This window comes from Psychrobacter sp. UBA2514 (genome assembly GCF_002341255.1).
GTDB lineage: Bacteria > Pseudomonadota > Gammaproteobacteria > Pseudomonadales > Moraxellaceae > Psychrobacter > Psychrobacter pacificensis.
Genome location: NZ_DDNS01000038.1, coordinates 81,615 through 103,705 on the forward strand (window position 1 = coordinate 81,615; position 22,091 = coordinate 103,705).

Genomic DNA, 22,091 nt, shown 5'->3' on the forward strand with positions numbered 1-22,091 from the left:
CACAGAGTTAGCTAACTGCTGTTACGCTTTGCCGTAGTCCTTGCTCAATGCTGCTCACGTTCTGAGTGGCTAACCCATTCTGATAACTCCCTTGCTGAGTACTACTCACATCCTCTGTCTCCATGGGATAAAACTCTTCAGCCACATCAAGCATGCCATCACTATCAACCTCAAAGCAGGAGTTCACATAACCTTGTTTGGCAGCTGCCTCTAACGCCGCTTGATCAAAGCCGTGTTCACACAGCTCTGCATCAATCACTCCAGCATGTTGTACCGCATCTTTGAGCGTTACCCCATCACGCAGCGTTAAATCCACAAAGTAAATCGGTGTGCGATAGCTTTGCGTCGTGCTTTTACCTCGCAAGGTGAGTTGCAACGGCAAGCAAGACAGCTTATTGCCAGATACTGCGGCAAAGTAGCTTAAGCGTGCGGCAAGCGTTCTAATACTATTAAAGCCAGTGGTGCGAAAGATAAAGGTGCCAAGCTCATCGTCCTCAGATAGATTGACATACAGACGACCGTAGGGCTTACAAGCACCCCCTTGCGCTAAGGGGCAGCGATCAGGTGATGGGCAAGGAAGCTGCTCGACACCATTATTGGTACGACGCTGACAATGTTCACCGTCACCCACGCATAGCGGGCGTCCAGTTTGTCGATCAAACAGCGTGTACTCAGCACGAAGGTTTAGGTCAGGATCGTTAAACAACATGCGTACCGGTATTTGTCTGAGTTTACCGTCATTCTTTTCGCGCAGCTTTGCATCGAGTGGATGGTTAACCCAGCCATCTTTGTTTTGGATTTGACTGGTAATCGTGAACTGATCGTCTTTAGCAGGTAGACGCTTGCCATCTTTTACGATGATACGTCCGATGCTAATACGACCTAAAACTGGTGGGGTTATGGTGAGACCTTTAATCATGGTGATATTCCTTATATGTTTTAGTTAGCCATAAAAAAGCCCATCTTTGATAGATGGGCTCTTATGCGCTAGATTTAGTTTGTGTGTGTTGATTAGAATAGATAGCAGGTTAATCGTTTAAGATCACAAAACGACGACTACCCTGACGGGTTTTACTGAACTGAATGAGTAGCTCAGGATGGGCTTTGATCACCGCCTTGGTATCTAAGCTTACGCTGTCCTTGGATCGTTTCCACGAGATAGCCCCTTTATCAAAGATCGCCACCTCATGGTCTTTGATCAGGCTTTGTAGTTGATGCTTTACCTGATCATGACGCTGCTCTAACTCTTGCATGTAATCACGGTAGCTCAGCAATTGCTCAAATAGCTTGTTAGCGCCACCATCATGTTTAAAGTCAATTTTGCTGTTAGGCTCAGGTTTGGGATAAAGCTGTTTTAGTGCACGCGCTGCCGACTCACTATGATCAGGGGTTGGTGGCGTGTCGGTCTGCACGTATTGCCAGAACAGACGCTCATGCTCCATGATGGATTCAATCAAGCGCTCGTCACGCTCAACTTTATAAATCTTAGCCTCATGTCCACAGAGTAGTACGCAGATGTGCGCCGCCGTTTTGCCTGTGACCGCTAGCTGATGCTGTACTTGGCACGTCACATATAACGGCACGCCATGCTTCCACAGCTTGGCTCCATGCTCCCCTGTGGTTTTACACTCTAATATCTGTACCTCATCTGACCCCACCACACTGTAGTCTAGATTGGCTAACATAAAGTGGTTGTCAGGATCAGGGTGCTGTAAGACAGCATTGACGCGGCGAACTTTATTGCCGGTGTGCTTTTGATAATATTTAGCCACTATTGGTTCTAAGGTGTTACCCCAGTACAGTGGCGCATAACTATCAGCACCTTCATCAATATTTGATGCCATACGTCCAGTCTTAATCATCCATAATTCAAGCATGGATAGAAAAGGGTGAATACCGCAAGCGGCAGCAGCATCAGAGCTGCCAATGCCTTGCTTGCGAACTTCAAGCCATTTGTCATGGCTTAAGTTTTTGGTGTTGATTAAGCGTTTGGCTGTCGCTTTGACGACTTTATCCTTCTGAACCGTGTCAGTGCTAGGACTAGGCTTAGTTGTCTTTGCGTTTACCGGAGCAGCAGGTTTGAGGTCTTTAGCTCTAACCGTTGAACGCTTACGACGTCTCATTTGAGCGGTGTTGTTTAATGCGATGGTTTCCATGATAGATTCCTTATAAATGGAGTAGTGAGTGTGATTGGTTAAATAAGCGGCATAAAAAAACCACGCTCAAAGGCGTGGTTGATTCATTGAGTAACTACAGTAATTAAGAGATTAGGCAATTAAGCGCAGCGCTTCATCGAGGCTCTTATCTTTGAGCTTTGCCCCTGCACCAAACCAAGCTGAATCAAGACGATGATCTTGCGACATGGCACGGCGTTCATGATCGACAAACTCCGTCATCGCAGACAGTAAGCCATAAGCAGTGTCTTTAGCGGAGTCTAAATCTGCCCCTCGACCCTGACCGTTAAACATCGTCATCACCTGATTCATAGCGCGAGCATTCGGAACCGCTTCTTTCTCTTTCTTAGCGGTATTAAACAGAATAAGGCCATCGTCTTTGACATCGTTAAACACGCGATTTAAGTAATTGGCGGCTTCTGCTTGCGTCACTCGTCTATTGGTGAGCTGCTTCATCTCATAGTTAAAATTATCCCACTGGCTGACGGACACACCCAATTGCTGCTTGACCTTCTGGGCATCAAAGGTGGTACTGTGCGGTACTTTCACCACACCGCCGCTGCCATCAGCAAGACTGATTGCTAAGGTGTTATTACACACCACACGGATATTGGTGAACTGCGCTGTGGTCGCAAGCGTACCATCACAAGCGGTTGCAAGGAGCAAATAGCCATGACTGACATCACCACCACGTAATGTTGCGGATTGGCCGGTACGAGCAAGGGCCCAGAACTTACGGCCACCCTTTAGGACGCCTGCGGTTTCTAGCTCAAAGTCTGCTTGCTCGGTGAGATCTCGATAAAACTCTAAGATCTCACTCGGTTGTACTTCTTGATAGCGCTGACTCACTACCGATAACGGCTCTAAGTTATCAGAGCGATACAACACTTTATTGCTGTCAAAAGGCATGATCAGGTTTTGACCTTTATCATTGGTTGCCATGTAGCTGACGTCTGAGGACTCAATACGCCAGTCCATTCCAGCCTCACGTGCCCATACCTCTATAGGCTGCTTTGGAGATAATTCACTGCCTAAGCCATGCCAAGGTGTTTCGCCAACGTATGCCATTGATTCGATTAAATGTGCCATGAATACTGCTCCTTGATAAGTTTTAATGAAATAAATGAGTAATGATAAAAATAAGGTTATGGCGTGAAGGGCTTAAAACAGCGCTGACAAAGGTAGTTTTTCTGATGGGTTGTGATCAGCGGCGTTTGTGCGCGGCGCGTTGCCACGCTAACAGCAGAGGCAATCGCGGTGGCTGTGATCACACCAATGGCAGGATTGACTTTGTAGTATTTACAAATGCTCACGCCAAGGCTTGTCAGCGTTGCCTGAGAGCATAACTGTTCGAATATTGATGAGACGGGATTAGATTGACTGATTACATCGGATGAGTGACAGTAAGGGCAAATAGGTTTCATAGGATCTCCTTGATAATGGCGCATAAAAAAGGCCTGCTATAAAGCAGACCTTGATTAGACGTTTAGGGTTCGATTAATGAGGCAACGATGACATCGATGCTCATCTCATGGGGATGCTATATATCTGAGATTATTTTGATATGAGATACGTTTACAGGTTCTAACTATATTGACCATTAACCTAGTTTTTGGGCCTGCTTTGCCCAAAGGCCTTCATATTCGGTAAAGACACTTTAAGACGTTGATAGCTGCCATCAGGCTTATCAGGACGGGTTAGATACAAGGCAGCGTTAACTGCATTTTCAACTTCTTGTAAGTTGTTACGATGGATCATTCCGATACCAAGCTTGCCGTAGCGTGCAAAACTTTCTTTATATTCTTTAGTATTTAATATAAAGCAATAGCCAACGCCTTCAGTAATCGCTTGCCATTTTTGTCCAACTTGATCAGCCAAATAACTGTCCTTGTAATGTTTTTCGCCATCAAAGATCAATAGCAAATGACAATGAAAACCACCATTATCTTCACCCTGTTCTAATGACAAAGCGTAATGCAATAAATGCGTAAAACAAGTATCGCCATTATGAATGGCGTCTCTTAATTTTTTCATATGAAAGTTAAAATCATGAATGGTAATGTGATGACTGATCTCTGGTATGTATTTTAAATCCACTCTCACAAACAACAATCTTGAATGATCTGATATGAGGGTTCTGATATTAGGTTCTAAGTTTCTGCAGTTTTTATTACTCTGATAACGCCACGCGCTGTAGTCTTTTTTTATCGCCTTCTCATAACCTGACAGTAACCGAATAAACTGCACTGTCTTTTCATTATCCCAAAATACGTTATAAGCGTAAGCGTCACCAATAATCATACTGGTGCTTTCTATAAATGCCTGGATAGGTTTTGAGTATCTGTCTTCAGGATTAAGGCTAATCATGAAGGAGTAATAGAACTCATTTAATTGGCTTTTGATTTGTTGAAAATTGATGGTACCAAATAGTACATCTCTAACCAGTCTGTCGACGTTAGAGATAAGCTGTGAGTGATTAACAGGGGAATAGATCATGGCTTGTTTTCCTATGAATATAAAGTTGAATGGGCGCTACATATATTCATAGGGTTGTGTATTTTTTTATTCCTAAGTGCGGATAGCATCCGCCTTAGTTAAGTAGTACTTAATATAATTTATATTATCTTACCGTCCTTCCATGAGCATCCAAAGGCAATTTTTTTGTAAGCCAGCCTTGGGTTTCTGAAAATCGTAACACAGTAATTTGCTGTGTTTCATAGGAGAGAGTGAAGATGGAGTTAGCTGATCGTCATTGACGTTAATTTATAAGAATTTTATAGTTCAATCGTATATAATGCATGTAATACTCTATATTTATACCGACGTTTTAATGACGAAAAAATGATGATTTTATGATGCATAAATCAATAGGTAATAATTCAATTTTAATTATTATATAAGGATGTATAATGAAAAACGGACTTAGAAATAGTAGCGAGATTTTGATAGAGAATGAAAAGTATATTGAAAGAAAGGTCAACGCTCTTAGCGTTTACAATGTGTATTGGTGCCTTTTTGAGTTGAGAGAGCGTGCTCAACTACCAACAGGAACTGTATTGAAAAACGACTCGTTTTGTAAATTACAGTTAATAAGAATTTTAAAACAGCGACGATACAGCGTTAGAAGTTTGAATATATTTTTAGAAGTCAGTGCTGAAAACAGTATTCCTTTGTCATATGTCAAGTGGTTATACGACGATACAAGAGCCGCACTATGGCTAAAAATGGTGTTAAGAAATACTATCAACTCAAGTGAATCCATCATTACAGAATCCGATATATCGATTTTTATTCATGATGTTATTTTTAATAGAAAACTGCTACTTTCGAATAAAAAAATTGTTGAGAAAAATAATAATTCGCAAGTTAAATTAAAAGAAATAACTTTAGAATCACTAAAAGATGCTTACCTTCTCAGCCAAGTAAATTCGAAAGATATTAAATGGCTGACTAGTAAAAGCAACAGTAGCGTTAAAACAAACTATATATATAAATATATGAATAAATTGCATGATCTTAATAACTTGAGAAGAAACAAAGAGAGTAAAAAAAAGAACGGAGGGCGAAAAACAAACATCAATAAGGCTGGGTGCCAACAGGCTTTAATTTGTTCTGACATTATTAAATTTAAAGAAACAGATACAGCTATGCGGCTTTGTCACATACTGGCATCACTTGATTATTGGATGTTCGAGACCTATTGGCTTTACAAAAAGGGTGACGTTGTAAACACAGAAAAGGCTGATAATAGAACGCTCTTTATTAGCAATATGTATGACGCTTGGAATGCAAAACAAAAGCGTGATCGCGATAAAGCTAAGAAACAACAGGGTATAGACCTTACCAGTGACAATAAGAAAAACCTAAGGCGTCTTGCTAAGGCGTGTGGTAAAACGCAGCGTGAAGTCTTAAATGAGTTAGTTGAATCTGCTTATAGTCAGATAACGAAGCAAGAAATTAAGCTAACCTCATCTTTTTCTTATCAAGATGCTTTTTTTGAAAGTATACCTCTAGCGCAGCCTTCTAACTCGTCAAGCGAACATAGTGAGGAAGATGTAGTCTCTGAAGACACTTTTCTAACTAAAGATAAGCAAGAGTTAAGTAGCGATCACGATGCAGAATCGGTTGGCTCATCGACATACGATAATGAAGAGGTGCCAGCTGAGACTATTACACCCAAACAAGAAGTTAATACATTACAGCCATTTTATCCTGAAGGAAGCAATGGAAAACAAGCTAAGGAAACAGCCGATACTAATACTGAAAATTACACTCAGATATGACTTAATACAAGGATAGCCTTTGTTGGTTTGATGTGCTTAAGCCAACAAAGGCTATAAAAAACTCATCACTGCTCTGCTGTGTGATTTTTATATTGAGCTGGCTCTAGACGTAGCTCAACTGATTATGATGTAAAGATTTATTACATTTAGAAAAGTTATTACTGATAGACGGCTTTGATAATTTTTCGTAATAGTTAAGTATATCTGCTATTCTCAATATACTCTTGCAGCTCATCAGCTGTGATACCCTGATTTAACAATGCTTTAATTAAGGTCTGCTTATCAGCATTTTGTAATGAGTCAGCTTGTTTGCTTTGTAGTGATTTCTCAATCTGCTGCCGCGCTGTCTGAAAGTCCACAACCTCACCTGTGTCTCTGAGCAGGTCTAAAAAGTCTGCCCAAACTTGCATGATTTTACGACGCTCCTCTAAATGCTGCGCATGATTATAAACTGCTCGGATACTGCTTTTTTTATCATGAGCCATTTGCTTCTCGATCGCATCGCCCATATAGCCAAGCTCGTTTAAATTAGTGGATGCGATGTGACGAAAGCCGTGACCTGTTTGTTTGCCAGCATAACCTAAGATATCGAGCGCATTATTGATAAACTCCTCGCTATATGGTTGCTGAGTGCCTGTATTATAGAAAACATACTCATAATGACCTGTGATTGGTTTCATTTCTTCTAAGACTGCCAGCATTTGATCTGACAGTGGTACGACATGCTTACGTGCAATTTTAAGGTTATCAATATCAACACGCCATAACCGATTGGCAAAGTCTATATGCGCCCATTTCATCATACGCAGCTCGATAGTACGACAAAATGAGTAGGCTAAAAACTTCATACCTAATCGGGTTTGGTCGTGACCATGATAGCCCTCGATAGCTTGGAGTAAGGCAGGTAGCTCATGGATATCCACATGCTTCATGTGCTGGCTTTTGGCTTTAGGATAGAGCGCCTTTAGATCATCGATTGGGTTTTGCTCAATGATGCGTTCGCGTTTAGCACGTCTTAAAACATTAGCAACCAGATCAATAGTGCGTCTGGTTACCTCGCGTGGCGGCTCACCGTCTTTGTTCACACGCTTTTCGATTTCATCTGCCATCGATCGACAATCCTCAAAGCTCACATCTTTTAGTACAATACCTTCAAAGTGTGGCAACACATCTTTATGCATACGGTTATAGTCTTGCTGATAGGTGCGCGGTTTGACATTACGCTTACGCTCAACCAGCCAATCAAGCGCATATTCATTGAATTTTTGCGCGTGAATATTGGCAAGCTTATCTTGACGCTTTTTATTTTTTGGATCAATACCATCAGCAAGTAGCGCTTTAATCTCAGTATTGGCTTGTCTGGCTTCAGCAAGCGACATGATGGGGTAAGTACCAAGTGTGAGCCGTGTCTGCTTACCATCGAAGCGATAGGCGCTTATCCATGTCTTTGTGCCAGTATTGCGTACTAATAGCTGTAAGCCTTGCTGATCACTGTATTTGTCAGGACGTGAAGGTGTGCATTTCTCACTAGGTTTAAGCTTGCGTATCTTACTATCGCTTAACATGTTGGTCTATTCCCTATGGCTACAAGCTATATGAATCAAGAAATACAACAAGTACGTTGGTCTAATTCTGAATCATAAAGCCTAAATGTTGGTCTTTTTGAGGTCTAATGAAATCATAGACCAACAGATAGACCAACACAAGCTATGGGATAGGTGGGTTATGTTCGGATAGATTAGGAAAACGTTAGACATAAAAAAAACGCTAGAAGCGTTATTTATAAAGGGTTTAAGATGTATATAGGATAGTTTAGGACAAGCTAGGAAACTAGTATTTAATAAGATTGGCGGTGAAGGAGGGATTCGAACCCTCGATACGCGATTAACGTATACACACTTTCCAGGCGTGCGGTTTCAGCCACTCACCCACTTCACCGTTTTTTGAACGCCTAAGTATAGCGGATACCATTTAAAATGTCACGACTTGCGCGCTATCTTTCTTTATTGCTAACTGCCTGCTAGGATAGCAGATACGCAATGATGAGTATAAATGGTTGAAGATTGAATGATAAGTTTCCGTGAGCGCACATATGGAGTTAAACACAGCATACTAATGACTGTCATGACAGTTGTAATAGGTGTTAATCAGGCACATGCTGATAATTTCACGCAGTGTAGCCAATCTTTTTATGGTGGTATCTATCCTGAATTTACCAACACCAAGCTAAGTAATAAGACACAAACACTATGCATGGATGGCTTTGCCGTTATGTACTCTGGTGTATCACGGACACCGCTGTGGTCAGCAGAACATCTAGATCGTGCGCGTCTGCAGCAAGCCAAACAGATCGACCGTGAAGACAGTTTTCACGAAGAAAGCAAGCTCCCAGAAACAGCACGCGCGTCATTGTCTGACTATTCAGGTTCTGGTTATGATCGCGGACACCTAGCACCAAATGCCAATATGGCAACGCGCAGCCAGCAATATGATAGTTTTAGTCTGGCCAATATCGCGCCGCAGTCGCCGCGCAATAATCGTTATATTTGGCGTAATATTGAGTCTGCTACTCGCTATTTGACCCAGCAATACGGTGAGGTTTATACCATTACTGGCGTCGCATTTACCAATAAAAAGACCAAGCAGCTTGCCAATCGTGTGCTTGTACCCAGCCATTTTTTCAAAGCAGTGTATATACCCGCGACCAATCAGGCAGGGGTATATTACGCACCAAATGACGAATCTGAACGCATTGATGTTATTAGTATCGATGAGCTGACCGCTGAAACCGGTATCGATGTCTTGCCGATGTTGGACATTCAAACCAAGCGAGAAGCATTGGATTTGCCATTGAAGGCAGGTGAGAGTTCAGACACAACTGATGCGTCAGCTCAGGAGCCGGATTGGATGCTATTCGTCTGGGCTATTTTGGAGTGGTTACTTGCGCAGTTAAAGGCATAGAGCAAAACGTAGAATACTTTTTGAGTTTTAAATACACCATAAGGATACACACATGATTGACCCATTCGCCAATGATCACCAAAGCATGCAGGTTGGTGATCTTGTTATTGAAAACCAAAAGGACAAAATCATCATCTATGGTGATATTGACCTGACTTTGGATGCATCCGGATATGAACACGCTCAGCAATTGCATGAGCTAATGAGTCGGGTCATAAACATATTTGAAAGTAAAAACCTTTATAATAATAATGATGATAAGTCAAAGGAAAATGATGACCAATTGGGCAAAGATATCGACAATCCCTTCTTGTAAGTCTTTGATATGGTTTTATTTTATAGAAATAATAAAGTATAAAAAAATTACTAGGCAAAGTCGGAAAATTGATTATAATGAGTCAAGACATCGCTTATGTCGCTCAAAATCTTTGACAAAGAGTTATGAGCAATATCGATAACCTACGCTTTATAAGTAGGGAATCGCAAAGCTTGTAATAAAAGATTCTAGCAAAGGATAAGCATAGGAGATCAGAAACATAATGTTTCGAGCAATCATTGTATGAAGGGAGTCAATCTATGAAGTTATTTACAAAAACCACGTTAGCCGTTGCTGGTATTGGTATTGCTAGTATGGCATTTGCTGCTGACCCATTAGCCAATACGACTTGGCAGACATATGATGAAGGCAAGCCAAAAGGTACGGTAAAAATTACTGAGTCAAATGGGGTACTGACAGGTACGCTCATTGCTACTAATTCAGCCAAAGGCAAAAAGCATATAGGCACGACCATTATTAGAGGTCTAAAATCTGATGGTGGCGGTAAATACAGCGGTGGTACGATTACTGATCCTGAAAAAGGCAAAGATTATCGTATGACGGCAAATCTAAGTGGTAATACTTTGAAGCTAAGAGGCTATATTGGTCCATTCTCTCGTAGCCAAGAGTGGAAAAAGAAATAAGTCGATCAAGTAGTTTTTTATCAGATCTGTACTTAATAGATAAAATCCCGCACTACCGAAAGGTACTGCGGGATTTTTTATGTTTTACATTTTATTGTGTCAGTAAGGGGAGGTTACTCAATAAAATAATAAACGCTGACACTACGGTAAGTAGTATCAGCGTATCGAACGATAGGGTTTAGACTATTAAGAGGTCTTATCTGATAAATTCTGGATAAGCTTCCATACCACACTCTGCAATATCAGCACCTTCGTACTCATCTTCTTCAGAGATACGGATACCGATGACAGCTTTGATGATGACCCAAACGATGAAGCTTGCAACAAATACCCAAGCAAAGATGGTCGCAGCGCCTGCAATCTGACCGATAAAGGTAGATGCTGGATTGGTAATTGGTACGATTAGTAGACCAAACAGACCAACCACGCCATGAACTGAGATTGCACCCACTGGATCATCAATTTTGATTTTATCTAACGCTAAGATTGATAATACGACGATGACACCAGCGGCAACACCGAAAAGAGTGGCTTGTAGCGCAGAAGGGGTTGATGGCTCTGCAGTAATGGCGACTAGGCCGGCTAATGCACCGTTTAGGAGCATGGTTAGATCCGCTTTACCAAAGATGATACGAGCGATTAACAGAGCGCCTACAGCACCGCCAGCAGCAGCAGCATTGGTATTCAAAAAGACCATGGCAACAGAGTTGGCACTGGCGATATCGCCAAGTTTTAGTACTGAGCCACCGTTAAAGCCAAACCAACCCATCCATAGGATCAATGTACCAAGCGCCGCAAGTGGAAGATTGGCGCCAGGAATCGCACGTATCTCACCTTTAGGACCGTATTTACCTTTACGGGGTCCTAGGAGTAATACACCCGCTAGAGCAGCAGCAGCACCCGCCATATGGACGATACCAGAGCCTGCAAAGTCAGAGAAGCCCATGTCACCTAGGTTAAATAACCCAAAGACATCGTTGCCGCCCCAAGTCCAACTGCCTTCTAATGGATAGATAACACCAGTCATGACAACAGCAAATAATAAGAAAGCCCATAGCTTCATACGCTCAGCAACAGCACCTGAAACGATGGACATACAGGTTGCTACAAAGACAACTTGGAAGAAAAAATCTGAGGCTGCAGAGTAGACAGAGTCACCACTAAAGCCATTTTCGGCAGAGGCTGCTAACGCGTCTTCTACCAAGGTGTCGCCGCCTGCAATTCCGCTTAAAAATAGCTCGCCGCCATACATAATAGCGTAGCCGCAGATCATATACATAGTACAGGCGGTCGCAAATAGCGCGACATTCTTAGTTAAGATTTCGACCGTGTTTTTTGATCGGACCAATCCGGCCTCTAACATAGTGAAGCCAGCTGCCATCCACATGACCAACGCCCCACAGATCAAAAAGTAAAACGTATCGAGCGCATACTGGAGCTCAAAGATTTGACTTTCCATTTAAATTCCCCTTGAATTTACAATATAGATATCGGTATGACCGATAGATAAAAATGCAGTAAGAGCCTTTCTCTATAAATCGATGTTTATAGATATGGCCTCAAATCTAGATAGCATCAGGTCCGGTTTCGCCCGTACGGATACGAATGACTTGCTCAAGCGCAGTGACGAAGATTTTGCCGTCACCAATCTTGCCAGTGCTAGCGATACGAGTGATTGCTTCAATAGCAGGTTCGACCATCTCATCGATCACAGCGACTTCGACTTTTACCTTAGGTAAAAAGTCCACCACGTATTCTGCGCCGCGATAGAGCTCTGTGTGACCTTTTTGACGACCGAAACCTTTGACTTCAGTGACGGTAACACCTTTAACACCGATGTCAGAAAGCGCTTCACGCACATCGTCGAGCTTAAACGGTTTTAAGATCGCAGTGATTAGCTTCATAAAAAATTCCTTATTTGTGTGATGCCGCAGATTGATAGAGGCATTATGGTGCATCGTCGTATCTCTGCTTTGCTTACGATAAGTTATTCAAGAACTGTGCCAACCTACTCAAGGGGGAGGTAGAATTGGGTTTATTTATTCAAAAATAACCGCGGTTGCAACAGCGTATATGGGTGACGATGTAATGATGAGAGCCATCATTATAAACATAGTAAAAGCGAATCAACCTTTAGCGTTTGGTTAATGAAAACTTTATTATAACCAACTTTTTAGGTGCTTGGGGAGGCTATCCCTTTATTTCATGTGACGATTTGCTAACTTGAGTTTAGTAATAAAATGAACGTTTGATGACAGCTGATTAAAGCTAAATAGAGGAGAGGTCGCGGTAAGCGGCAGAGACCAAAAGAGTCATTGGTGCTCTGCGCTTATATAGATAGGCTATGTGTGTAGATAAAACGATGCTTAAGCCTTAGGAAAAAGGAGGTATGGTGTTTTGGTGCTGCCTAATAACTTCTTAGTATCGCTGCCTTGTAGCAACTCACGTAAACGCGATTGGCCAAACGCGCCTGTTATGAGTAGGCCGATATCGTTTTGGTTTTGGTAGTAATTTAAAGCCGCCGCAACATCACGGCAGTCTAATAATGTTTTTTTAGATTTGATACCTGCTTGCTTGAGCTTCGCGTATGCTTCACGTAGGGCGTCACAGTTATCAGAGGTTTCTTTACCGATCATGACAATATGAATGGTCAAGGCACGCACGAGCGGGGTCTTACACAACCAATTAAGTAACTTATGGCATGTTGGACTGTTGTCAAAAGCAAACAAAGCGGTAGTAGGGGGCAAAAATGGTGCATGTGTCACCAAAATGGGGCAGTGGCTGACTCTAATCAGTTGTCCTAATGTCGATTTGCACGTGACATGATGACCGATGACGATCAATTGTGCCTTGTCATCGACGTAATCGATACTCTGGTTCAGGTTTTCATGACGATGCAAGGTATAAGTTTTAAGCTTATGAGGCTTTTGCTCGCAATACGTGGTAGCTTGAGACAGTAATAGTCTGCCCTGTGCTTTTAGTTCACAGTTGCCCAAATGCTCTTTGGTTGTGAACTGCTCAAGCAAGGCATTTTCATCATCGATATTGAGACAACCAGAATAATTGATTGCAGCTTTTTGCTGTAAGCTTGGGACTGAATGTAGCAGTCCTACAGGCGCGCGCAAGCGAATAGAAGCCCACATGCTGGCCTCTAATACAGCTTGAACATGATCAGGACAGTCCAAGCAAGCAATGACACTATCTGGTTTTAAGTTACTCATAAAACGGCCACATCATTCTAATCATCAAAATCAGCCACTCAGCGTAGGGCTAAGGCATCACGTACATACCCAACTCTTTTGACCAACGCAGCTGTCTATTTATCCATCGATTCACAAAACCTTGCCATACAACCTTGCCATACATCAATGACAAGTTAGACGTAGATTTGCTTAATCTAATAAGCCAATATCTCGGCGATCGTGAATAGAGAAGCGGTCAATCAGTGTTCGACTCGCATTGTTGAGTCCTACCACTTTGACATTAATACCTTCACGTTGCAAGCGCATGACCAGCTTGTCCAAGGTATCAACAGCACTGATGTCCCAAAAATGTGCATTGCTGACGTCAATTTGAATGCTGTCTACCGCTTCTTTGGTATCAAAGCTATTCAAAAACTGTGTCGTAGAGGCAAAGAATACCTGTCCTTGAACATAATAATAACGGGTATTGCTACTATCATCGTACTCACTGAATATGGTTAAGAACTGACCAATCTTATTGGCAAATGCTAAGGCAGATAGCAACACGCCAACACCAACGCCATAAGCTAAGTTGTGCGTAAAGACAGTGGTCAATACCGTCGCTAGCATCACTATATTGAATGACATCGGATGGGTTTTGAATTCGCGAATAGATTGCCAGTTAAACGTGCCAATCGATACCATAATCATGACAGCAACGAGGGCTGCCATTGGGATTTGGCTGACCCATTCACTCAAAAACACCACCATGATAAGCAGTACTACACCTGCGATCAAGGTAGAAAGGCGCGTGCGTCCACCGGATTTTACATTAATCATTGACTGACCAATCATCGCACAGCCTGCCATACCACCGAAGAAACCTGACACCACGTTAGCTATGCCTTGACCACGGCATTCTTTGTTCTTATCACTTGGCGTATCGGTCAGCTCATCGACAATCGTCGCAGTCATCATAGACTCTAATAAACCCACAATGGCAAGCGCAATAGAATAAGGAGCAATAATCAACAATGTATTTAGGTTCAATGGAATATCAGGCAATAAAAACACAGGCAACGAATCTGGCAAATCACCCATGTTACCGACGTTACGAATATCAAGATTCATATACATGGCGACCGCTGTCAAACCAACGATACAAATCAATGGAGAGGGAATCACACGGCCTATTTTAGGGATAAGTGGAAACAGATAAATAATTGCCAAACCCACAGCTGTCATGATATATACCGTCATACCGACACGCTCAGTCATGGGATTTAATTCTGGTAACTGGGCGGCGAATATCAATATTGCCAGTGCGTTGACAAAGCCAATGACGACTGAGCGCGAGACAAAGCGCATCAAATTACCAAGCTTTAGGATGCCCATGACGACCTGAATGACGCCGCACAATAAGGTCGCAGCCAGTAAATACCGCAAACCATGATCGGCAACCAAATCAACCATGACTAAGGCCATAGCACCCGTTGCTGCCGAAATCATACCTGGACGACCACCGACAAAACTGATCACCACAGCGATACAGAATGAGGCATATAGGCCGACTTTTGGATCCACACCTGCGATAATAGAGAAAGCAATGGCTTCTGGAATAAGCGCCAAGGCGACAACCAAGCCCGATAAAACGTCACCGCGAACGTTGGAGAACCACTCGTCACGCAAGTTATCAACAAAAGATATCATAAGTAAACTACATAGGGTTAGAGGCAAAAAAAGTAATCATTACTCATTTATAAAATGATCGTGTCACTAAAAATAGCTATTCATTTTTCTTTTACGTCAACATGCACAGGTCATGTTGCCGTGTTGGAATGTGAAAGGTCAATCATAAGTATGTCTACTGATTTTTTTGGTATCACAAATACGCTCATCAATATTCAAAAAGATGATAAGAGCAATAAAACTACCTAAAATATGGTTTGAACCAGATTGCTTAAAATAGGCTATAAAAAAGACCTATCGTAAGACATAGAATCAGCAATCACTTGCTGCAGTAGAGGGTAATCAATAATCTGCCAGAAAAGAATGCGGGTCTGACATCTCGTTGTAACACATGAATCATTGCTAAAGAGACGTGACAATAGCGCGATTAATGTGACAACATGATAAACTAAAATGCTTGGGTGAACTGCTTTATCATATAGCAGTGTCACGCATCAATTAAGTTAGCTATTATAGCATTAGCCACTGAATATAAAAATAGGCGAATAATAGCACAAACACATAAAAAATCAGTACCGAAATCTGAACGATACCGTTATGATGCTTGTCATCTCGACGGTGTCATTTGGAGTCGCTATCCGCATCAGTGTGCTTGATGACATCTCGCTCGTTCAATAGAAGGAATAGATATGACCGCTCATAACGCAACAGAAACCTTGATCCACAAGGGTAATGGTCTACAGGTCGTGGTTGGTTTGGGACAGTCTGGGTTATCGGTCGCGCATTATCTTGCCAAACAAGGCTATCAAGTGGCGGTAACAGATGCACAGGTCGCGCCTACACTGGCAGCACAATTGCCAGATGAGATTGAGGTTCGTCAGTTTGGTACCATTGACGCAGAATTATTGCAGCAAGCTGCCCGCATTATTATCAGTCCTGGTATCTCGCTTGACACACCTGCCATTGCAGCAGCTCGTCACGCAAATATTCCCGTCGTCAGCGACATTCAGCTTTTTTGTGAGGCTTGTACGGTGCCGATCGTGGCGATCACAGGCTCCAATGCCAAAAGCACCGTGACCACCTTAGTTGGGCAAATGGCAGCAGACGCTGGTATCAATGTGGGTGTAGGCGGCAACATAGGGATACCAGCACTCACTTTGCTGGATAATACGAACATGGAGCTGGCGGTGCTAGAACTATCTAGCTTTCAACTAGAAACCGTCACAAATTTGGGGGCAAAGGTTGCCACTGTCCTCAATATGTCACCAGATCATCTCGATCGCCATGGTGATATGCTGGGCTACCATCAGGCCAAACATCGTATTTTCCAAGGCGCTAAGTCCGTCGTCATCAACCGTGAGGATGCACTCACCCGTCCATTGGTTGCAGACAATCTGCCAAGGATCAGTACTGGCATCCATGCGCCTGACAAAGGACAGTACGGCCTGATAACAGATGGGGAAGGTCAAACATTTATTGCGCGTGGTACAGAAAGGTTACTGTCCGCAGACAAACTGTTGATGAAAGGACGTCATAATCTGCTAAACGCGCAAGCAGCTTTAGCGCTCGGTGAGCTTGCAGGTTTGCCCCTTGAGAGTATGCTCGAAACGTTACAGCAATTCACAGGTCTTGAGCATCGCTGCCAGTATATAGGGAGCTTTGCTAATATCGACTATTTTGATGATTCTAAAGGCACCAATATTGGCTCGACCATGGCTGCTATCGAAGGGCTAGGCGCGGTCTATGCACCAAAAGATGGTAAGCTATTATTGATTTTGGGCGGGCAAGGTAAAGGTCAGCAGTTTGGCGAGTTGACGCCCTTTATCAATCAGTATGTCAGCCAAGTGCTGTTTATTGGTGAGGATGGCAAGCAGATTGAGCAGCATTTACGCGCAACGAAATTAAGCGACGATGTGGCATTGCATCAATGCCAAACATTAGAAAACGCCTTTGTCACTATTCAGCAAGTCACTGCCAGCAGCCTATCGCAAGTGCAAGCGGTATTGTTGTCACCTGCCTGTGCCAGTTTTGATCAATACAGTGGTTATGCGGCTCGCGGTGAGCATTTCAGTCGATTGGTTGCTCAGTTAGACACGGCACAATCAGATAGCACGATTATCAGTTAAAAGTTTTAAATGGCTATGGGCTCGAACAGATTAGCTTAGATAGTGTAGTAGCATGTGAGTTACTTATTAACCAAAGCAGCATTTCTCGTATAAATGATTGTTTTGCTTATAAATTGCTGCTACTGTCGATCGTAATGACTCTGGTTGCTAGATAAATGATTGCTCAAGCATTTTTTGATGATTGAGGGTTTTTATCATCGTCTATCTAGTAAGATTTACTTTATGATTTTTTAAACGGTGGCGTTTCATAGACGCCGTGTTTTTTCGTTTGTTAGTGTATATAAAATTATGGCGCTCTCTTCTTTTTTTCGTTCTTCGCCCAAAACCAAGCAAGCCTCTGGCTCAGATGGTGTGCTTTCTATGCCATCAGCGCGCGCAATTTTACTATCGAGCGTAGGTTGCATGATGGTACTTAGTCTGCTGATGGTGGCTTCTGCTTCTATTCCTTTTGCGCTCAGTCGCGGTATGACGGAGCTGTATTTTTTCAATAATCAGCTACTTTACATGACGATTGGGTTAATCGTCGCCATTATCCCTTATTATGGTGTGTCGTTACGGACGCTATATAAGACTGAAACGCAGTTTCTTTTGTTGGGTATTACTGGTATTTTGCTGGTGGCAACGCTGTTTAGTACACCCATTAACGGCTCTAAGCGCTGGCTCACGCTGGGAGGCTTTAACTTTCAGGTAGCCGAGTTGGCTAAGCTTGTCATGATTGTGTTTGTCTCTGATTTTGTGGTGCGCCGCTCTTTTGAGGTTCGTAATGGCCTAGACGGCTTTTTACGCATTATGCTAGTGGTGGTACTGATAACGATACTGCTATTGTCGCAGCCAGATTTTGGTTCTTTTGTCGTTATTTTGGGGACGCTATTTGCGATTTTTTATATCGCTGGAGCACCTTATAAGCATTTCTTAGCATTGGGTGCGGCAGCCGTTGGTGGCGCAGTGTTGATGGTGACCACGGCAGAGTATCGATTGGTACGTGTGATGTCGTTCATGGATCCGTTTGATGATGTGCAGGATACCGATTATCAGCTGGCACGTAGTCTGATTGCTTTTGGCCGTGGACAGTTTACCGGGGTTGGTTATGGCGAAAGCGTGCAAAAACTGTCGCATTTGCCTGAGGCGCATACTGACTTTTTATTGGCGATTACGGGTGAAGAATTGGGTTTTGTTGGTGTCAGTATGGTATTGATACTTGAAGCATTGATTATCGGTAGTGCGATGCGTATCAGTTACAACGCGCTAAAACGTCGCCAAATGCGCATGAGCTATACCGCGTTCGGTATCGGTGTGGTGTTTATTGCGCAGACGATTATTAATGCGGCGATGAACATGGGTGCCATTCCTACCAAAGGTCTCACCATGCCATTCTTTAGTTATGGCGGTTCTTCAATGTTGATTAGCTTGATGATGGTGGCTTTATTATTAAAAATATATAAAGAAAGTCCTGAGATTGAAAAGAGCCAATGCCGCTACTACTAAAAAGTTTAAATTAGTCTATACATTCTATGATCAAGCACTAAAAAAGCGCCGCAAACAGTGGCGCTTTTTGCTATCTATTTTTTTTGTGAGTTGCTTTTTAGTTATCTTCAATAAGGCGAATTCAACTGCTGCTTCCCTCGTAGCGGCGTATTGTCCCATTGAGCAATTGCTTGCTTGAGCATATTGGCTGGTGTGTCGATATCGACCTTTGGTTGCTGGAGTAGCTCTAATCCATGAGTAATGAGACGGCTTGGGTCTGAGGTATCAATTGGCTGCGCAAGATTTTGCTTAGAGAGCTTTTGACCGTCAGCATTATTGATTAATGGTAAATGATACCAATGGTCGATGGTTGGCAGTTGTGCCGCCTGCATGATACTGATCTGTGCTGTGGTCATGGGTAAAATGTCCAAACCACGCATGATATGAGTTACCTGTTGTAGGCCGTCATCAATGCTGGCTGCCAGTATATAATTGATCATACCGTCTTGACGACGAGCCACCATATCTCCTAGTGTCTGCTGCGGATTGTCCCATTGCAGTCCTTGGATACCATCGTGAAAGCCAATTTTATAGTCTGGCAGCTGTATACGTAATTTATGCTGTTGCCTATCAAGGCCAGATGCAACACAGCGTCGTGGGTAACGCTGTCTGTTTGGCTGCGTTTGATTGCATGGTTGTGTTAAGTTAGCATTATTGTGATGTCTATTAATTTCCTCTTGCGCCCAATATTGCTCTAGGTATTTGCGTGAGCACTGGCAGCCGTAGGTCAATGGGCGTAACGATGAAGACAAGTATTCGTTATAAATATCAATACGTTCAGACTGATAAATGACATCACCGTCCCAGTGCAACCCAAGCACCTCTAAGTCCATCAAAATCTGTTCAGTAAACTGTCTATCACAGCGCTCGGTGTCGGTATCTTCGATACGCAGCAGCCACTGTCCACCGAGCGATTTGATATGGCAAAAGCTTGCAAGTGCCGTGGTCAAAGAACCAAGGTGCAACTCACCCGTTGGTGAAGGGGCAAAGCGGCCAATAGGCTGGGATGATTTGGTGTGAGATGGCGTATCAGTAGGAATAGTTTTCACAATAAATGGCTATCGATAAAAATAATACAGATAGAATAATAAAAATCAGGTCCAAAAGATATTTATTAAATGAGATTGTTTCGTGAGCAAAGGCAACATTTCACCAACGCTCCCTCTACTCAACACAGAGTAGGGGGAGCGTTTGCGTGAAGAGGCAGTCATCTAAACGGTCGTCTAAAATGCAAAAAGCGACCACTCATAGGGTCGCTTTGTTTTACAGTCATCTTAGTTCTATCTGATTTAAGCGCCTTGGTTTTGGCGTTCTTTAATCTCAGACAAGGTCTTGCAGTCGATACATTGGGTTGCGGTTGGACGTGCTTCTAGACGGCGCAAACCGATTTCTACGCCACAAGTTTCACAAAATCCATAGTCATCATTTTCGATTTCCAATATGGATTTGTCGATTTTGCGGATAAGTTTGCGTTCACGGTCACGTGTGCGTAAAGCAAGGGCAAACTCTTCTTCTTGAGTGGCACGATCATTGATATCAGGCATGGCGCTTGATTCGTCTTGGATGTAGCTTTTGGTACGATCCGCTTCGCCAATCAGTTGGTTTTTCCATTCCAACAAAATCGCCTTAAAATGCTCTAACTGTGCATCAGACATATACTCTTCGTCTGGGGCTGGCACATAAGGAGTAAACTTGACTTCACTTGGATTTGTGGTCACGGTGCTCATATAGGTATCCTACTTTTTCAAATTAATTCAATAAAACGACGTATCAAAAGACAAGACGTTATCAGTTTTACAAACGCTATAATTTGTCCTTTTATCAAACGTTTTACCACTTGGTAACACAAGTAACACAGCTGATCAAATAATATCGTTATGCTGGTCTATCGGTATCGACACACCATTGCTTAGGTATACTGCGATGCAAAATTTTCGTTCAATAGCATGGCTGCAATCATGTGGTAAATGACTGACTGTGAAAAACGATTTTAGCTACTATATTGCTGACTAATGTGAGATATCAGGTCATTTCGCTTCATTTTACAAGTTGTATCATTGTTTTTAATAATAATGAAGTTATTTTTTATCCTGATCTCATTTTTGCTTAATCTACTCTCTAGTGCCACTTCAGTTAATAGGTGCTAAATCCTTGACGTGTAAGCGCTATAGCTATTTTATGCACCAATAAATATGGGCATTAAGTATCCAGTCTTTCAATCCAGCTTGCAACCTTTCCATTGTTGGCTAATTGCAACCAGCGGTAACCAGGCAAGCAAGCTTCATCGTAAGCAAAATCATGCGAATAAGGTTTAAATTGATAGCAGGTAGATGGTGTGCTATAAACAGTCACACCTTGACGATGACGAATCTGCTCTTGGTGAGTATGACCGCTAATGATTACCTGTAAATGCTCAAAAGGCGCCATATACTCCCAAAAAGTTTCAGCGTTTTGCGCCATATGGGTGTCAATCCAGTCAGAATCTACTGGGATGAGGTGATGGTGTAGGGCGATAAGCGCAGGCTTATCACATGCCTCAAGCCGTTTGCATAACCAATCAATATCTGTAGTGGTTATCTCACCTGCCACTTTCCCTGTGATAGACGAGTCTAATAACAGTAGCTGCCAGTGATCACTCTCAATGATGTGCCGACTGAGTAAGCGTGAGTCAGCAGGCTGGGCAATGAGTGTCCGCTGAAAAAACGGCAAGTCTTCACCATTCTCATCAGTCACATCGTGATTGCCAGCGATACATACAAAAGGAATTTGAGTTGCCTGTAGTACGGCAAAAATATGGTCATAGGTGGCGGGCTTTACTTTACTGACCAGATCGCCAGTCACGATAATCAAATCACAGCGAATATCTTCACTCAGTGCTTGCTGCAGTACAGCTTCAAAATTACGCTGACAATCACCCACTTCATTGACATGACTACTGTCAGTATCAGCAGCGACAGGCGTAGATAGATGCAAATCAGTGATTTGTAAAATATTTATCTGTTCATCGGACGTGCTGATTTTATTGACGGGATAGTTCGGCATTGGGTCGGTCCCTTATCGAATCAAAACAATGGTCATTGTGAGAACGAATATGGATAAATGATCTACTATTTTCAAAATTATATTAGGGCGTGTTGAACATTCTCAAAAAAGCACTGCTGATCGCTAAAATTGTTCCAGACAAAGCACAAA

19 protein-coding genes and 1 tRNA gene are annotated in these 22,091 nt (G+C 42.6%); 6 read left to right on the top strand and 14 right to left on the bottom strand.

Going from position 1 to position 22,091, the window contains the following annotated elements:
* Positions 1 to 7: 7 nt before the first annotated feature.
* The 5 genes from B3V51_RS10320 to B3V51_RS10340 all read right to left on the bottom strand — a co-directional run bounded on the left by B3V51_RS10320 (position 8) and on the right by B3V51_RS10340 (position 4,670).
* Positions 8 to 919, bottom strand: a complete 912-nt coding sequence (locus B3V51_RS10320; RefSeq protein WP_286708363.1) for a hydrolase or metal-binding protein — start codon at positions 917 to 919, stop codon at positions 8 to 10.
* 109 nt (positions 920 to 1,028) lie between these two features.
* Positions 1,029 to 2,156 carry a YqaJ viral recombinase family protein gene (locus tag B3V51_RS10325; protein ID WP_286708364.1) on the bottom strand — a complete coding sequence of 376 codons (1,128 nt, stop codon included), beginning with the start codon at positions 2,154 to 2,156 and terminating at the stop codon, positions 1,029 to 1,031.
* 111 nt (positions 2,157 to 2,267) lie between these two features.
* Complete coding sequence (locus tag B3V51_RS10330; RefSeq protein WP_286708365.1) at positions 2,268 to 3,263, bottom strand: DUF932 domain-containing protein; 996 nt, start codon at positions 3,261 to 3,263, stop codon at positions 2,268 to 2,270.
* A gap of 56 nt (positions 3,264 to 3,319) precedes the next feature.
* Positions 3,320 to 3,598 carry a hypothetical protein gene (locus B3V51_RS10335; RefSeq protein ID WP_286708366.1) on the bottom strand — a complete coding sequence of 93 codons (279 nt, stop codon included), beginning with the start codon at positions 3,596 to 3,598 and terminating at the stop codon, positions 3,320 to 3,322.
* A 181-nt stretch (positions 3,599 to 3,779) separates the two neighbouring features.
* Positions 3,780 to 4,670, bottom strand: a complete 891-nt coding sequence (locus tag B3V51_RS10340) for an inovirus-type Gp2 protein (RefSeq protein ID WP_286708367.1) — start codon at positions 4,668 to 4,670, stop codon at positions 3,780 to 3,782.
* Positions 4,671 to 5,083: 413 nt separating this feature from the next.
* Here B3V51_RS10340 and B3V51_RS10345 point away from each other — a divergent pair, with 413 nt between their 5' ends.
* Positions 5,084 to 6,457, top strand: coding sequence for a hypothetical protein (locus B3V51_RS10345; RefSeq protein ID WP_286708368.1), 1,374 nt, complete (start codon positions 5,084 to 5,086; stop codon positions 6,455 to 6,457).
* A gap of 194 nt (positions 6,458 to 6,651) precedes the next feature.
* On the opposite strand, the gene B3V51_RS10350 is transcribed toward B3V51_RS10345, so the two are convergent.
* On the bottom strand, positions 6,652 to 8,022 hold the full coding sequence (locus B3V51_RS10350; RefSeq protein WP_286708369.1) for a tyrosine-type recombinase/integrase: 1,371 nt from the start codon (positions 8,020 to 8,022) through the stop codon (positions 6,652 to 6,654).
* 282 nt (positions 8,023 to 8,304) lie between these two features.
* Positions 8,305 to 8,395 (bottom strand) — tRNA-Ser (locus B3V51_RS10355).
* 186 nt (positions 8,396 to 8,581) lie between these two features.
* Here B3V51_RS10355 and B3V51_RS10360 point away from each other — a divergent pair.
* The 3 genes from B3V51_RS10360 (at position 8,582) to B3V51_RS10370 (ending at position 10,378) form a co-directional block, all read left to right on the top strand.
* Positions 8,582 to 9,418, top strand: coding sequence for a DNA/RNA non-specific endonuclease (locus tag B3V51_RS10360; protein ID WP_227674111.1), 837 nt, complete (start codon positions 8,582 to 8,584; stop codon positions 9,416 to 9,418).
* Positions 9,419 to 9,470: 52 nt separating this feature from the next.
* Positions 9,471 to 9,734, top strand: a complete 264-nt coding sequence (locus tag B3V51_RS10365; RefSeq protein WP_093070137.1) for a hypothetical protein — start codon at positions 9,471 to 9,473, stop codon at positions 9,732 to 9,734.
* Positions 9,735 to 9,994: 260 nt separating this feature from the next.
* A complete protein-coding gene (locus B3V51_RS10370; RefSeq protein ID WP_058023491.1) occupies positions 9,995 to 10,378 on the top strand; it encodes a DUF2147 domain-containing protein in 384 nt (127 codons plus the stop codon).
* Between the two features lie 196 nt (positions 10,379 to 10,574).
* Here B3V51_RS10370 and B3V51_RS10375 read toward each other — a convergent pair whose 3' ends face one another.
* The 4 genes from B3V51_RS10375 to B3V51_RS10390 all read right to left on the bottom strand — a co-directional run bounded on the left by B3V51_RS10375 (position 10,575) and on the right by B3V51_RS10390 (position 15,270).
* The gene (locus B3V51_RS10375; RefSeq protein ID WP_286708370.1) at positions 10,575 to 11,837 is read right to left on the bottom strand and encodes an ammonium transporter; all 1,263 of its coding nucleotides are present in this window, start codon (positions 11,835 to 11,837) and stop codon (positions 10,575 to 10,577) included.
* A 106-nt stretch (positions 11,838 to 11,943) separates the two neighbouring features.
* Positions 11,944 to 12,282, bottom strand: a complete 339-nt coding sequence (locus tag B3V51_RS10380; RefSeq protein WP_010197981.1) for a P-II family nitrogen regulator — start codon at positions 12,280 to 12,282, stop codon at positions 11,944 to 11,946.
* A 462-nt stretch (positions 12,283 to 12,744) separates the two neighbouring features.
* The gene (locus B3V51_RS10385; RefSeq protein WP_286708371.1) at positions 12,745 to 13,599 is read right to left on the bottom strand and encodes a universal stress protein; all 855 of its coding nucleotides are present in this window, start codon (positions 13,597 to 13,599) and stop codon (positions 12,745 to 12,747) included.
* 171 nt (positions 13,600 to 13,770) lie between these two features.
* Positions 13,771 to 15,270, bottom strand: coding sequence for a SulP family inorganic anion transporter (locus tag B3V51_RS10390; RefSeq protein WP_093070144.1), 1,500 nt, complete (start codon positions 15,268 to 15,270; stop codon positions 13,771 to 13,773).
* Between the two features lie 668 nt (positions 15,271 to 15,938).
* On the opposite strand from B3V51_RS10390, the gene murD reads away from it, so the two are divergent.
* Complete coding sequence (gene murD, locus B3V51_RS10395; protein WP_093070146.1) at positions 15,939 to 17,375, top strand: UDP-N-acetylmuramoyl-L-alanine--D-glutamate ligase; 1,437 nt, start codon at positions 15,939 to 15,941, stop codon at positions 17,373 to 17,375.
* Between the two features lie 288 nt (positions 17,376 to 17,663).
* Positions 17,664 to 18,860: a putative lipid II flippase FtsW gene (ftsW, locus tag B3V51_RS10400; protein WP_186474963.1), complete on the top strand. Its 1,197-nt coding sequence runs from the start codon at positions 17,664 to 17,666 to the stop codon at positions 18,858 to 18,860.
* A 107-nt stretch (positions 18,861 to 18,967) separates the two neighbouring features.
* On the opposite strand, the gene gluQRS is transcribed toward ftsW, so the two are convergent.
* From gluQRS to B3V51_RS10415, 3 genes are all read right to left on the bottom strand, one after another.
* On the bottom strand, positions 18,968 to 19,948 hold the full coding sequence (gluQRS, locus tag B3V51_RS10405; RefSeq protein ID WP_379542900.1) for a tRNA glutamyl-Q(34) synthetase GluQRS: 981 nt from the start codon (positions 19,946 to 19,948) through the stop codon (positions 18,968 to 18,970).
* 240 nt (positions 19,949 to 20,188) lie between these two features.
* The gene (dksA, locus tag B3V51_RS10410; protein WP_071002794.1) at positions 20,189 to 20,626 is read right to left on the bottom strand and encodes an RNA polymerase-binding protein DksA; all 438 of its coding nucleotides are present in this window, start codon (positions 20,624 to 20,626) and stop codon (positions 20,189 to 20,191) included.
* Between the two features lie 472 nt (positions 20,627 to 21,098).
* Entirely contained in the window at positions 21,099 to 21,941 is an 843-nt protein-coding gene (locus B3V51_RS10415; protein ID WP_071002795.1) for a metallophosphoesterase, read from the bottom strand.
* Positions 21,942 to 22,091 lie beyond the last annotated feature (150 nt).

What these genes read in the sequence shown, in the direction of transcription:
- B3V51_RS10320 (WP_286708363.1), bottom strand. Translation starts at nt 919, where the DNA reads ATGATTAAAGGTCTCACCATAACCCCACCAGTTTTAGGTCGTATTAGC.
- B3V51_RS10325 (WP_286708364.1), bottom strand. Translation starts at nt 2,156, where the DNA reads ATGGAAACCATCGCATTAAACAACACCGCTCAAATGAGACGTCGTAAG.
- B3V51_RS10330 (WP_286708365.1), bottom strand. Translation starts at nt 3,263, where the DNA reads ATGGCACATTTAATCGAATCAATGGCATACGTTGGCGAAACACCTTGG.
- B3V51_RS10335 (WP_286708366.1), bottom strand. Translation starts at nt 3,598, where the DNA reads ATGAAACCTATTTGCCCTTACTGTCACTCATCCGATGTAATCAGTCAA.
- B3V51_RS10340 (WP_286708367.1), bottom strand. Translation starts at nt 4,670, where the DNA reads ATGATCTATTCCCCTGTTAATCACTCACAGCTTATCTCTAACGTCGAC.
- B3V51_RS10345 (WP_286708368.1), top strand. Translation starts at nt 5,084, where the DNA reads ATGAAAAACGGACTTAGAAATAGTAGCGAGATTTTGATAGAGAATGAA.
- B3V51_RS10350 (WP_286708369.1), bottom strand. Translation starts at nt 8,022, where the DNA reads ATGTTAAGCGATAGTAAGATACGCAAGCTTAAACCTAGTGAGAAATGC.
- B3V51_RS10360 (WP_227674111.1), top strand. Translation starts at nt 8,582, where the DNA reads ATGACAGTTGTAATAGGTGTTAATCAGGCACATGCTGATAATTTCACG.
- B3V51_RS10365 (WP_093070137.1), top strand. Translation starts at nt 9,471, where the DNA reads ATGATTGACCCATTCGCCAATGATCACCAAAGCATGCAGGTTGGTGAT.
- B3V51_RS10370 (WP_058023491.1), top strand. Translation starts at nt 9,995, where the DNA reads ATGAAGTTATTTACAAAAACCACGTTAGCCGTTGCTGGTATTGGTATT.
- B3V51_RS10375 (WP_286708370.1), bottom strand. Translation starts at nt 11,837, where the DNA reads ATGGAAAGTCAAATCTTTGAGCTCCAGTATGCGCTCGATACGTTTTAC.
- B3V51_RS10380 (WP_010197981.1), bottom strand. Translation starts at nt 12,282, where the DNA reads ATGAAGCTAATCACTGCGATCTTAAAACCGTTTAAGCTCGACGATGTG.
- B3V51_RS10385 (WP_286708371.1), bottom strand. Translation starts at nt 13,599, where the DNA reads ATGAGTAACTTAAAACCAGATAGTGTCATTGCTTGCTTGGACTGTCCT.
- B3V51_RS10390 (WP_093070144.1), bottom strand. Translation starts at nt 15,270, where the DNA reads ATGATATCTTTTGTTGATAACTTGCGTGACGAGTGGTTCTCCAACGTT.
- murD (WP_093070146.1), top strand. Translation starts at nt 15,939, where the DNA reads ATGACCGCTCATAACGCAACAGAAACCTTGATCCACAAGGGTAATGGT.
- ftsW (WP_186474963.1), top strand. Translation starts at nt 17,664, where the DNA reads ATGGCGCTCTCTTCTTTTTTTCGTTCTTCGCCCAAAACCAAGCAAGCC.
- dksA (WP_071002794.1), bottom strand. Translation starts at nt 20,626, where the DNA reads ATGAGCACCGTGACCACAAATCCAAGTGAAGTCAAGTTTACTCCTTAT.
- B3V51_RS10415 (WP_071002795.1), bottom strand. Translation starts at nt 21,941, where the DNA reads ATGCCGAACTATCCCGTCAATAAAATCAGCACGTCCGATGAACAGATA.